The sequence below is a fragment of the Burkholderia sp. JKS000303 genome (assembly GCF_002563755.1).
GTDB classification, from domain to species: Bacteria; Pseudomonadota; Gammaproteobacteria; order Burkholderiales; family Burkholderiaceae; genus Burkholderia; species Burkholderia anthina_B.
Genome location: NZ_PDBZ01000002.1, coordinates 141,777 through 153,637, shown reverse-complemented (window position 1 = coordinate 153,637; position 11,861 = coordinate 141,777). Strand labels below are relative to the sequence as shown.

Here is an 11,861-nt window from a genome sequence, read left to right as displayed (position 1 = left end):
GGCCCGTGCTACTTGAGCATGATGAAGCCGGGCGGGAAGTACTTTTCGACCAGTTGCTGAAGCGTGCCGTCCGCCTTGATTTTTGCCAGCGCGAGGTTGAAGCGCTCCCGCAACGCGGCGTCTTCTTTGCGAAAACCGAGTGCGACACCGACGCCAAGCGTGCGTTCGTCGATGATCGGCGCGCCCGAATAATCGAACCCGGCGCCCTGCGGCTTGCTCAGGAAGCCCTTCTTCGCCGCCTGGACATTCTGGAACGTCGCGTCGATCCGGCCGTTGGCCAGGTCGGCATAGGCCTGGTCGGCCGTCTGGTAGGTCGCGACGTTGACGCCGTGGGCGCCCCAGTTCTGCCGGACATAGATCTCTTCGATCGTTCCCTGGACCACGCCGACGGTCTTGCCGGCCAGCGATGCGACGGTCGGCTGCAGGTTCGCGCCCTTCTTCGCGACGAGTCTGCGCGTGACATCGTAAAGCATGTCGGAAAAGTCGATCACGCGGGCCCGGGCTTCCGTCGCGCTGAAGTCGGAATTGATGATGTCGAACTTGCGCGCCTTGATGCCTGGAATCAGGCCGTCGAAGGTACTTTCGACCCACGTGCACTGAACACCCGCGGCAGCGCAAAGCGCGGAGCCGATGTCGTAGTCGAACCCGGCGAGCTTGCCGTCCGGTGTCTTGTATTCGAACGGGTAGTAGTTGGGCTCGGTGCCGAACCGCACGACATGACCGGCCTCCGCATGCACCGGCCCGCCGAAGACCGCGCACGCAACCGCGACTGCATGGACAACACGCTTCATTTCGTCACCTGCTTCCGTTGAGATCAAGCGAACGGGACGCTCGCTTCGATTAGGGCGAGGGGCGGGCAATCCGCAGGGCTTGCCGGTGCGGACTGCCATTCACTTCGTGAACTGTGTGAAAGCGCAACGTGGACACAAAGTCTAGATTAGACTTTATTGACCAAGTGAACAAGCGGTGTCAAAAATATCGGACGGGGATGGGGATGGGGAGCGCGTCAGGAAGCGGGAGAGGCTGCACGGGAGGCGTCAACGTTCGACCCGACGAGCGGGCGCGGGCAACCCTGGGAAAAGGAAACGACCCGTGACGAGCAGCGCGCAGACGAAGACCGGGGCGTCACGCCGCATCTCACGGTCGTACATGGCAAAGCAGCGCAACGGTCCTGCATGGCACCAACGGAAGCCCGGGCAACAACGATCGACCGCGTCGGAACCCTTCCCCCGTCACCCCAGCGGCACCACGCTGCCCAGCAAAATCCGCACGAGCGTCGCCTGCCGCGACACCCCCGTCTTCGAGAAAATCGAGCGCAGGTGCGCGCGCGCCGTGTTCTTGCGGATTCCGGATTCCTCCGCGGCCTCGTCGAGCGTGAGTCCGTCCGTCAGCCGCAGCGCAAGCGCGGTCTCGGCCGGTGTCAGGTCGTACAGCTTGCGCAGGATTTCCCGCTCGCCGGACGGCTTGCGGTCGGGGTCGCGCAACAGGATCGAGACCGCCGGCCGCCGCTGGCTGTCGCCCGACCAGTCCGACAGCGCGATCGTGCGCACCAGCACGCCGACCCGCGGCTTGCCGGCGCCGCGCGTGACCGCCATCGCCTCGGCCGGCGCGGCAGCCGTGCCGAGATGGCCCGCCACCGCGCGCCGGATCAGCCGCTGGAGCCGGCGGTTGTCCTGCGCATCGGTCGCTTCGATCGTGTCCCGCGTGACGATCAGCCCGTTGCGTTGCGCGAGGAGGTCGCCGGCGACGTCGTTCGCGTCGACGATCATCCCGTGCCGGTCGAGCGTGATCATCGCGATCTGCATCCGGTCGACCGCGTTCGCATAGAGCGTCCGCTCGACGGCTACGGCGTCGAGCCGCGCATGCAGTTCGACGGCGCCCTTCAGGTGCGGCAGCAGCCATCCGCAGCGCGCCTTGTCGCGCGCCGAAAACGGCGCGGCCGCATGCTTGCGGCACACCCGGAAGCGGCACTCGACGCCCGCCTGCGTGCGCAAGTCGGCGCCGAGCACGTGACGAATGTCGAGCGGCTGCAGGAAGGTCCGATACAGCTCGCTCGCGACCCACGCCGTCGCGCCGAACACTTCGTCGACCGTCACCACGCGATCGGACGGCAGGCCGACGAACGGGTCGATCGCGTAGAAATCGCGGTTGTACGGCGTGTCTTCACGATCCACCCCGACGGGGCGGGATTCCGACGCATGAATCGTCAGCGGCACGCGCCGATCGTTCGCGGCCGCGCGCAGCACCAGCGTCACGTAACTGGCGTCGAGCGCGCGGCGGATCAGCTCCAGCGCACTGCGCCACGGCGGCGTCTCCAGCGGCCCCTGATAAATCTGCGTGACCAGCTCGCCCATTTCGGCGATGCCGATCGCGTCCCCCGCCCCGTCGCACGCCGCCGGCGCGCATCCCGCATTCGTCTGCACCTTGATTCTCCACCGCCCGCGGCCAACCCTTGGCGCGGGGAGCGGCAAGCTTAAGGACAATCCGGCCGATCCGGCATCGGGAGAACTATGGAGACGGACCGGCCAATATCGCCCGTCGGCGGAATCAATGGCGGCGACGGCGACGACGCGGGGGGCGACCGCCGCCCGGGCTAGTGCGTCACCGCAACCGCCTCCGCCGCCTGCCGCACGGCCGCAATATGATCGGCCGCGACATAGCCGAACGTCATCGCCGGCCCGATCGTCGAGCCGGGGCCCGGATAGGTCTTGCCCATCACGGCCGCCGACGTATTGCCGAGCGCGTAGAGCCCGTCGATCACCGAGCCGTCGGGCCGCAGCACGCGCGCCTGCGCGTCGGTGCGCAAGCCGCCCTTCGTGCCGATCTCGCCGGGATCGATCCGCAGCGCATAGAACGGCGCGCGCTCGATCGGCCCGAGGCACGGATTGGGCTTCGACGACGAATCGCCGTAATAGCGATCGAACAGGTTGCCGCCCTTGCCGAACTCGGTGTCGATGCCCGTCAACGCATAGCCGTTCATCTGCTCGACCGTCTGCGCGAGCCCCTGCGCATCGACGCCGATCTTCGCGGCCAGCCCGGCCAGCGTGCCGGCGCGATAGATGACCGAGTCCAGCCAGCCGGCCGGCATCTTGCTGTCGGGCTGCACGCTGCCCGGCAGCAACACGCCGCACGGATAACGCTTCCGGTATTCGGCATCGAAGATCATCCACGCCGGCACGTTGGCGCCGGTTTTCGCATGGTCCGCATACATCGCGTGGATCACGTCCGGATACGGCGCCGATTCGTTGATGAAACGCCGCCCGAGCCGGTTGACCATCACGCAGCGCGGCGCCGACCGCTCGACGAACAAACCACGCTGCGTCTCCTCGCCCGGCACGCGCACCGTCGGCACGCCCCACACGACATCCATCAGCGCGACGTCGGCGCCGAGCGCGAGCCCCGCGCGGATGCCGTCGCCGGTGTTGATCGGCGGCGCCGCGCTCCATTCGGCGCGCGTCGGCTTCGGCAGATACTGGTCGCGCATCGCCTGGTTCGCTTCGAAGCCGCCACACGCGAGCACGACGCCGTGCGTCGCGCGGATGCCGAACGGCCGGCCCTCGCGCTCGACGATCACGCCGTCCACACGCGCGCCGTCGGTATGCAGCGAGCGCATCGGCGTCGCGAGCCACAACGCGATGCCGCGCTGCGCGAGCGCCGCGCGCAGACTCGCGACGAGTGCATTGCCGAGCGTCAGGCGCCGGTCGCGCGGCGTGCGGCGGCGCCACCTGAAATCGGTCGCGTAGCGCAGCATCAGGCGTGCGGCGAGCCGCAGCCAGCCGCGCTCCTTCGCGAGAATCGTGTGCGCCTCGATCTGTGTCATCGTGATGCGCCCGCCGATCAGCGTGGCCGGCGACGGCGCGCGCAACGTGTCGAAATGCGCACCGAGCCGCGCGGCATCGAACGCCGCCGGCTCCATCGTCCGGTAGCCGGGCTTGCCGCCCTTGCGATCCGGGTAGTAGTCGGGATAACGCGGCACCGCGTTGAAACGGGTGTGTGCGTGCTTCGCGAGATACGCGACCATCTTCGGGCCGTTCTCGAGATACGCGTCGATCCGCTGCGCGTCGAAATCCTCGCCGACCACATCGCGCAGATAAGCCGTCGCTTCGTCATACGAATCGCTGCCGCCGAGCGCGGCGATCTGGTCGTTGCAGGGAATCCAGATACCGCCGCCGGACACCGCCGTCGTACCGCCGTAGACGGCGCCTTTCTCGACCACCAGGACGGACAGCCCCTGGTCGTGCGCGCGCAGCGCCGCGGTCATCGCGCCCGCGCCGGAGCCGACCACCACCACGTCGTACGTGGCGTCGCCGAGCGGATCGTGTCGATCGTCGTGCATGGTCCCCTCCCGTCAGATCGTCGCGAGCCGGCTCGCGGCATCGGCCGGCACGTCGGCGAGCTGGCGCCACGCGCCGTGCTCGCCGCGGTACTCGTGCACCTCGACACGCGCGTGCTGCGCGGGCAGCGCGGCCACGTCGGTATAGAACTGCTGATACCACTGGCGCAGCCGGTAGATCGGGCCGTCGCCTTCGCACAGCAGCGGGTTGTCGACGCGCGTCTTGTGATCCCAGATCGCGACGTCCTCGCGGAACGCCGACTGCGCGGCCTGCACGTAGCCGTCGACCATCGCGCGACTCTGTTCGTCCGTGAGCGCCGGATTCTTTTCGACCATCACGCCGAAGCGCAGCTCGAAGCTGTTCGTGTCGATCGGCACGTGGCTGTTGAGCAGGATCGACCGGAGCGGCGCCCCCTGCGCTTCGCCCGTCATCAGCGTCACGTGGTACGCGGGGCCGAAATACGCGGAGTCGGCCGTCAGGCCGCCGCTGCCGGCGAGCCGCGTGCTGCCGCCGCGCAACTTCTGGTATGCGACCGGGCCCTCGAACGTATTGCAGAAGTAGTCGATCGGCGCGCCGTGCACGGGGCCGAAGTGCGCCATGTCGGACTGGTTGTCGATCAGCTCGCGGCAATTCGTGTTGATCACCCATTTGACGATCGCCCAGTCGCTCCATGCGTCGGAGAAGCACGCGTCGATGCGCGGAATTTCCACCGCCGGATCGGGCGCGTTGCCTTCCGGATCGTTCCATACGAACAGCAGGCGGTTCTGCTCCATCACCGGCCACGACTGGATACGCGCCTTCGGCGGGATCCGCTGCGCATACGGAATCGCCGCGCAGGTGCCGTCGCCGGCCCACGACCAGCCGTGAAACGGACACACCAGCGCATTGCCTTCGACCTGCCCGCGCCCGAGGTCGGCGCCCATGTGCGGGCAATAGCCGTCGAGAATCCGCAACTGCCCGTCCTCGCCCTGGAACACCACCACGCGCGTGCCGAATACCGACAGGCCATGCGCGCGGCCGTCGCGGTAGTCGTCGGCGAGGCCGAGGCAATGCCAGCCGCGCGCATAGCGTGCGTCGATCGGCGCGGCGTGAATCCGGTGAACGGGATGCCGGCTGGCCGGCGCGAGTGATTCGGTCATGGATCGTCTCCTTCCAGTCGAGAGGCGCAGCCCTGCATCCGTGTGGCGGACCTTGCCGGGAACGCGTCGGGCGGATCGATCCGCCCGAACGCTATGTCACAAATCAACTAATTTGTGACGCGCATAATGGCACAAATTCCAATTTTGTGACAACGTGTGCGAAAATCCGCTGCTGACGGCACACCGACACACCGGAACGGGCCCACATCGCATCGAGGAAGGGTATGGATCGGCAACTGCGCTGGGGCGACGCCAGCAGGATGGACAGCGTCAATGACGGGCGAAGCGCAATCCTGCGCGCGACGCTCGACGCGATGATCGAGCACGGGATCGACCGTCTGTCGATCGACGACGTCGCACGCCGCGCGAATATTTCGCGGCGCACGCTGTACCGCTATTTCGGTACGAAGAAGGAACTGATCCAGGGCGTGATCGGCGTGCAGAACGCCGAGTTCTTCGACGAGATGCAGCGCGCGCTCACCCGCTTCGAGCACGATTTCGAGGCCTACTGCGAAGAGAGCGTGTGCTTCGCGGTGCGCTACCGCGACCGTCATCACGGCGGCTTTCACCACAACTACCTGGCCACGAACCTGTCTACCGACGTGTTCGGCTACATCGTCGAGAACATCGCGCCGATGTGGCAACGCGTGCTGGAAAAACCGTATGGCGACTACGTCGCCGCGCACGGCACCCAGGCGGTGCCCGCGCTCGACGACATCATCGCGCTGATCAGCCGCATCGGGCTCGCCTACTGCCTCGTGCCGGCCGACGAGCCGGCGATGCGCGCGCAGTTGCGCATCCTGCTGACGCTCCCGCGCGAGCCGGCCGGCAAGCCGGTCGCCGCGCGGATGAAGGCAACGCGCTGAGCCGCGATGCACGCGCGCTGCCGCACCGCCCGGCCGATACCGTTGCGTACCGGCCTCGCCCCCATCAACTCACACTGGATCACCCCATGACGACCTGCGGAGTTTCCGTCTCCGGCCAAACGCTCGATCGCGCCGGCCTGCTGCTTCTCGTCGAAAGCGCGCCTGCGCCGCTTCATCTGGAAGACTGCGACCTCGAAGGCGCGGACCTGTCGCGGCTCGACTTGCGCGGCGCACGCTTCGAGCGCTGCGCGCTCGCGGAAACGTCGTTCGTCGGCGCCACGCTCGCGCAAACCACCTGGATTCGCTGTCGCGCGCGCCAGGCAAACTTCGCGTCCGTCGATCTCGAAGACGCGCAGTTCCAGTCCTGCGACCTCAACAACACGAGCTGGCGACGCAGCAAGCTCGGCTCGGCGCGCTTCGACGAATGCCGGCTGACCGGCGCCGATTTCGACGAATGCAAGACGCTCGGCATCGAATTCTCGAATACGCTGCTCGTCGGCGCGAGCCTGCGCCGCTTTTCATTCCGGAAGACGCGGCTCGTCGCGCTCGACTTCTCGGACGCCGATCTCGCCGGCGCGGACTTTCGCGACGCCGTGTTCGAAGGCGGCAGCCTGCGCAACGCGCACCTGAACGACGTGCGGTTCGACGGCGCCGACCTGCGCGACGTCGAGCTGGACGGCACGCCCAAGCTGCTCGCGTCGGGCGTGCTGCGCGGCGCGATCGTGTCGCACGATCAGGCGGCGATGCTGATCGAGAATTTCGGAATTCGCGTCGTGTGATGCACGGCGACGAACGCGCAAGCTAGACGCGCGTCAGCCGTCTCGACATCTTCACGATTTCCAGCTGAAGCGGGCTGTTTCCGTGGGAAAAATGGCCGGTCCCGATCACGTCGAAGCCATGCCTGCCGTAAAACGGCGCCGCGTTCGTCGTCGCCTCGAGATACGCGCGGCCATGTCCGGCGCGCGCGATGTCCGATACCGCCGTCTCCAGCAGTGCGCTGCCGGCGCCGCTGCGCGCGCGATCGCCGCGCACGAACAGCTTCGTCAGTTCCTCGCCGGCCGTTTCCGCGAAACCGAGCAGGTCGCCGCCGTCGGCGACCCACAGCGCGTTGCGCGCGATCGCGTCGAGATACATGGCCGGCGTCCGGCCGTCCAGCCAGCTCGCGATCTGCTCGCGCGAGTAATGCGCGGCGCACAGGCGCGTCACGGAATCCAGATGGACCGCGAAGATGCGCTGAATATCGGCCGTCGTCGCGGCTCGGATTGCAAAAGCGGACACGTTCATTCCCCGGTTCGTCGCTAGCGACAGAGCGTCGAATATTCTCATCACTTTCGATCCGTCCGGCCCGGGGGAAACCCTCGGTATCGCACGCGCCGATCGTGCGCATGAGCATGTAGCTCACTAGGGAAAATCCGGAGACATCCTTACAGCGATTTCCCTGATGATTCACAGGAACGTCAGATACAGGCGATTTCGCTTTGCATCCTGCTTTCGTTTTGCTTCGATCGTCGCGCGGCAAACGCAGCGATCGAAGCGTGAACGGCAAGCGTCCGCGAGTCGCCAGGTGTTCAATACTTTCAACAACCCGGTCGAGAGTAATCGTGAGAATCCGTGGCCCGCTGGTGCGGTGGAGACGAGGCGATGCGCGCCACGTGCGCGTCGCGAGCGCATCCGCCGACGACCATGGCCGCCGGCAACGTCCTCGCCTGCATCTGTCGATCTACACCATCCTGTCCCGCCGTTCCGTCCGCCGTCACAACGCCGTCGCCGCGCGCGCGTTCGTCGCGATCCATACCGACGACGTGGCGTCGCTGCTGCCTTAGCGCCTCCACCCGCCATTCCGTTCGACCTGCGCATCGTGTCGCGTCACGCGCGTTGCGTGTCCGCACGATTCGCTTCGCAGGCCGAACGGACGCCTGATCGTCACGCCCCGCCGACGCTCGCCGCGAGCGCCGGACGGGCACGCACGTCCCTCTCTTGAACCGTTGCGCAGCGACTCGCCCACAACCGAGCGCGGCACACGCCGATCCGGAACACATGTCATGCCACTTCGCACCCTTCGCCGCGCCATCGCCACCGCCGTCACGATGTCGGCCGCCGCTTTCGGCCACACGAACGCTCAGGCCGCCGGCGAGCTGAACATCTACAACTGGTCCGACTACATCGCGCCTGACACGATCCCGAATTTCCAGAAGCAGACCGGCCTGCACGTGCGCTACGACAACTACGACAGCGACGACACGCTGCAGGCGAAGCTGCTGTCGGGCAACTCCGGCTACGACATCGTCGTGCCGACCTCGAACTACATGGCCAAGCAGATCCAGGCGAACGTCTACCAGCCGCTGGACAAGGCGAAGCTGCCGAACCTGTCGAATCTCGATCCGCTGCTGATGAAGATGGTCGCCGACGCCGATCCGGGCAACCAGTACGGCGTGCCGTGGGCCTACGGCACCGACGGCATCGGCTACAACGTACAGGCCGTGAAGAAGGCGCTCGGCGACAAGGCGCCGGTCGACAGCTGGGCGCTGGTGTTCGACCCGGCCAACATGGCGAAGCTGAAAAGCTGCGGCGTCTCGTTCCTCGACCAGGCCGTCGACGTGTTCGCCGCGACGCTGCAGTACATGGGCAAGGATCCGAACAGCACGAACCCGGCCGACTATCGCGCCGCGTACGAGGTGCTGAAGAAGGTGCGCCCATACATCACGCAGTTCAACTCGTCGGGGTACATCAACGATCTCGCGAACAACGACCTGTGCGTGTCGTTCGGCTATTCCGGCGACGTCGGCATCGCGCACCGCCGCGCGGCGGAAGCGAAGCGTCCGTACGAGATCCGCTTCGCGAATCCGAAGGAAGGCGGGCTGCTGTGGTTCGACATGATGGTGATCCCGAAGGACGCGCCGAACCGCGACGCCGCGCTGAAGTGGATCAACTACCTGCAGGACCCGAAGGTCAACGCGGGCATCACCAACGCGGTGTTCTACCCGACCGCGAACAAGGCCGCGCGCCAGTTCGTGAAGCCCGCGATCGCGCACGATCCGTCGGTCTACCCGGCCGACGAGGTCCTGAGCAAGATGACGCTGCTCAAGCCGATGTCGCCGGAGATCCGCCGGCTCCAGAACCGGTTGTGGGCGCAACTGAAGACCGGGCGCTGACGCGCGCGGCGATGCCGGGCCCCGCCCGCGGCCTGCGCCGCCGGCACCGGCCCGGGCGCCGGCTCAGTCGTGGCCGGCGTCGTGGTAGTTGAGCCGCGCCGACAGATCGTCGGCCGCGTGCCGGACCTGGCCGACGAGCCCCTGGTCGATCATCGACTTCTCGAGGAACGGCCGCGCGACCGTCAGCGTGACCGCGGCGACGATCAGGCCGCTGCTGTCGCGCACCGGCGCGCTGATCACCGAGATGCCGGGCTCGAACGACGATTCGCTGAGCGCGTAGCCGTCGGCCGCGTACTTCTGCGCGCGCGCATGCACTTCCGCCGCGGTGCGCGGCGTGTGCGGCGTATAGGTCGGCAGCATCGGCTCCGGAAACAGCGCGTCGAGTTCCGTCTGGTCGAGATCGCCGAGCAGCACGTGGCCGTGCACCGATGCATGCGCGGGAATGCGCGTGCCGATGTTGACCTTGATCGCGCTCATCACCGAATCGTGCGTCCACGCCTTCGCGACGAACACGACGTCGCGGCCGTCGCGCACCACCAGGTGGCTTGCGAACCCGGTCGCGTCGCGCAGCCGCTCGATCACCGGCGTGCCGATGTCGGTCAGCGCGAGCGAGCTCAGGTAGTCGAAGCCGAGCTTCATCACGCGCGCGCCGAGCCGCACGTCGCGATCGCGGTTCGCGCGCTCGAGATAGCCGAGCGTCTGCAGCGTCTGGACGAGCCGCAGCGCCGTGGTGCGCGGCAGGCCCAGCCGCTGCGCGATCAGGTTCGGCGTAAGCATCGGATCGCGTGCGTTGAACAGTTCGAGGATCCGCAGGCCGCGCTCGAGCGCGGGAACGAGATAGGTGTCGTCGTCGGAGAGCGTGCCGGTGGTGTCGGGCGTATCTGGATTCATCGTGGCCTTGCGTCGTCAGTCCTGCACCGTCGACTTCAGCGGTTCGGGCGCGCTGCCGCCCGTGGCTGGCGGATCGAGCTCGATGCGCTTGACCTCGCCGAGCAGGAACGTGTAGCACAACGCGCCGATCACCGCGAACATGCTGATCAGCCCGAGCGCCCATCCGAACGAACCCGTCTCGCGAACGATGAAGCCGATGGCGATGGGCGTAACGATACCAGACAGGTTGCCGACGAAGTTGACCGCGCCGCCCGTGACCCCGAGCATGCTGCGCGGCGCGATGTCGCCGATCAGCGACCACGATGCCGACGCGACGCCCTGCGCGAAGAACGCGAACGACATGATCGCGATCACGACCCAGTTGGTGTCGGTCAGCACCGCCAGCGACATCGTCGGCACCAGCAGCAGGCCGGTGATGATCGGCGTCTTGCGCGCGGCGCCGACGCTCGCGCCGCGCCGCAGCAGCCAGTCCGACAACGCGCCGCCCGCGAGCACGCCGACCGATGCGGCGATGAACGGGATCGACGCGGCGCCGCCCGCCTTCAGCACGGTCATGTGACGCTCGGTGATCAGGTAGCTCGGGAACCACGTCAGGAAGAAATACAGCGACGACAGCGACGCGAACTTGCCCGCGCAGATCGCGATGATCTGGCGGTTGCGGAACACGATCGCGAGCTTGCGCCACGGGAACGGTTCGCCGCGCGCGGGCTTGCCGGTTTCGACCACCGCGCCGCCGGTGCGGATGTGCTCGAGCTCGGCGGCATTCGCCCACGTGCACTGCTCCGGGTCGCGATACAGCAGATACCAGACGCCGGCCCACAGGATGCCGACGAAGCCCGTCGCGAAGAAGATCTCGCGCCAGCCGAACGTGCCGGCGATCCAGAACAGCACCGGCGTCAGCGCGGCCATGCCGACGTACTGGCCGACGAGATACACGCTGGTCGCGATGCCGCGTTCGCGCTGCGCGAACCAGATCGATACGACGCGGTTGTTGATCGGGAAAGTCGGCGCTTCCGCGATGCCGACGCCCAGGCGCAGCCCGAACAGCGTCGCGAAGCGGCCCGCGAAACCCTGCAGCAGCGTGAAGCTCGACCAGGTCAGCAGCGCCACCGCATACATCACGCGCGAGCCGAAGCGGTCGACGACCCAGCCGCCCGGCAGGTTGGCCAGCACGTAGGTCCACGAGTACGCGGAGAACAGCACGCCGATCGCCACCGGGTCGAGCCCGAATTCGTGCTTGAGCAGCGGCGCCGCGACCGACAGGTTCGCGCGGTCGACGTAGTTGACGACCGTGCCGACGAACACGAGAAACAGCATCAGGAAGCGGACGCGGGTGGGTTTCCGGGAGGAGGTGTCAGGCATCGGGAGTCTCTCGTCTTATTCTGGCCCTGTTAGTCCATGGATGGACACTTCGACCATATGAGACGCGATGATCGCGCGGACAAAAGCAAGGGTCAAGGAGCGCTTAATTATTTTCCG

At 67.1% G+C, this 11,861-nt stretch carries 11 protein-coding genes; 4 read left to right on the top strand and 7 right to left on the bottom strand.

Annotated features, from left to right (window positions below; translation table 11 throughout):
• Window positions 1-8: 8 nt before the first annotated feature.
• The 4 genes from BX604_RS22755 to BX604_RS22740 all read right to left on the bottom strand — a co-directional run bounded on the left by BX604_RS22755 (window position 9) and on the right by BX604_RS22740 (window position 5,473).
• Entirely contained in the window at window positions 9-791 is a 783-nt protein-coding gene (locus tag BX604_RS22755; RefSeq protein ID WP_098553135.1) for a transporter substrate-binding domain-containing protein, read from the bottom strand.
• A 441-nt stretch (window positions 792-1,232) separates the two neighbouring features.
• Window positions 1,233-2,423, bottom strand: coding sequence for a helix-turn-helix transcriptional regulator (locus BX604_RS22750; RefSeq protein ID WP_098553134.1), 1,191 nt, complete (start codon window positions 2,421-2,423; stop codon window positions 1,233-1,235).
• 170 nt (window positions 2,424-2,593) lie between these two features.
• On the bottom strand, window positions 2,594-4,336 hold the full coding sequence (locus tag BX604_RS22745) for an FAD-dependent oxidoreductase (RefSeq protein WP_098553133.1): 1,743 nt from the start codon (window positions 4,334-4,336) through the stop codon (window positions 2,594-2,596).
• A gap of 12 nt (window positions 4,337-4,348) precedes the next feature.
• Window positions 4,349-5,473 (bottom strand): Rieske 2Fe-2S domain-containing protein, encoded by a 1,125-nt coding sequence (locus tag BX604_RS22740; RefSeq protein ID WP_098553132.1) that lies wholly within the window; start codon window positions 5,471-5,473, stop codon window positions 4,349-4,351.
• A gap of 224 nt (window positions 5,474-5,697) precedes the next feature.
• On the opposite strand from BX604_RS22740, the gene BX604_RS22735 reads away from it, so the two are divergent.
• The gene (locus tag BX604_RS22735; protein WP_098553131.1) at window positions 5,698-6,339 is read left to right on the top strand and encodes a TetR/AcrR family transcriptional regulator; all 642 of its coding nucleotides are present in this window, start codon (window positions 5,698-5,700) and stop codon (window positions 6,337-6,339) included.
• Between the two features lie 86 nt (window positions 6,340-6,425).
• Window positions 6,426-7,118 (top strand): pentapeptide repeat-containing protein, encoded by a 693-nt coding sequence (locus BX604_RS22730; protein WP_098553130.1) that lies wholly within the window; start codon window positions 6,426-6,428, stop codon window positions 7,116-7,118.
• A gap of 22 nt (window positions 7,119-7,140) precedes the next feature.
• Here the strand turns inward: BX604_RS22730 and BX604_RS22725 are convergent, their stop codons facing one another.
• Window positions 7,141-7,623, bottom strand: coding sequence for a GNAT family N-acetyltransferase (locus BX604_RS22725; protein ID WP_257146397.1), 483 nt, complete (start codon window positions 7,621-7,623; stop codon window positions 7,141-7,143).
• 317 nt (window positions 7,624-7,940) lie between these two features.
• Between BX604_RS22725 and BX604_RS22720 the strand changes: the two genes are divergently transcribed.
• Together BX604_RS22720 and BX604_RS22715 are read left to right on the top strand one after the other, a co-directional pair.
• Complete coding sequence (locus tag BX604_RS22720; protein ID WP_143748077.1) at window positions 7,941-8,162, top strand: hypothetical protein; 222 nt, start codon at window positions 7,941-7,943, stop codon at window positions 8,160-8,162.
• Between the two features lie 219 nt (window positions 8,163-8,381).
• Entirely contained in the window at window positions 8,382-9,491 is a 1,110-nt protein-coding gene (locus BX604_RS22715) for a polyamine ABC transporter substrate-binding protein (RefSeq protein ID WP_098553128.1), read from the top strand.
• A gap of 63 nt (window positions 9,492-9,554) precedes the next feature.
• On the opposite strand, the gene BX604_RS22710 is transcribed toward BX604_RS22715, so the two are convergent.
• Both BX604_RS22710 and BX604_RS22705 read right to left on the bottom strand, forming a co-directional pair.
• Window positions 9,555-10,382, bottom strand: coding sequence for an IclR family transcriptional regulator (locus tag BX604_RS22710; protein ID WP_098553127.1), 828 nt, complete (start codon window positions 10,380-10,382; stop codon window positions 9,555-9,557).
• A gap of 15 nt (window positions 10,383-10,397) precedes the next feature.
• Window positions 10,398-11,744, bottom strand: a complete 1,347-nt coding sequence (locus BX604_RS22705; protein ID WP_098553126.1) for an MFS transporter — start codon at window positions 11,742-11,744, stop codon at window positions 10,398-10,400.
• Between the last annotated feature and the right edge of the window lie 117 nt (window positions 11,745-11,861).

Excerpts from the sequence above, each read along its gene's own strand:
- BX604_RS22755 (WP_098553135.1), bottom strand. The coding sequence starts at position 791 with ATGAAGCGTGTTGTCCATGCAGTCGCGGTTGCGTGCGCGGTCTTCGGC.
- BX604_RS22745 (WP_098553133.1), bottom strand. The coding sequence starts at position 4,336 with ATGCACGACGATCGACACGATCCGCTCGGCGACGCCACGTACGACGTG.
- BX604_RS22740 (WP_098553132.1), bottom strand. The coding sequence starts at position 5,473 with ATGACCGAATCACTCGCGCCGGCCAGCCGGCATCCCGTTCACCGGATT.
- BX604_RS22735 (WP_098553131.1), top strand. The coding sequence starts at position 5,698 with ATGGATCGGCAACTGCGCTGGGGCGACGCCAGCAGGATGGACAGCGTC.
- BX604_RS22730 (WP_098553130.1), top strand. The coding sequence starts at position 6,426 with ATGACGACCTGCGGAGTTTCCGTCTCCGGCCAAACGCTCGATCGCGCC.
- BX604_RS22725 (WP_257146397.1), bottom strand. The coding sequence starts at position 7,623 with ATGAACGTGTCCGCTTTTGCAATCCGAGCCGCGACGACGGCCGATATT.
- BX604_RS22715 (WP_098553128.1), top strand. The coding sequence starts at position 8,382 with ATGCCACTTCGCACCCTTCGCCGCGCCATCGCCACCGCCGTCACGATG.
- BX604_RS22710 (WP_098553127.1), bottom strand. The coding sequence starts at position 10,382 with ATGAATCCAGATACGCCCGACACCACCGGCACGCTCTCCGACGACGAC.
- BX604_RS22705 (WP_098553126.1), bottom strand. The coding sequence starts at position 11,744 with ATGCCTGACACCTCCTCCCGGAAACCCACCCGCGTCCGCTTCCTGATG.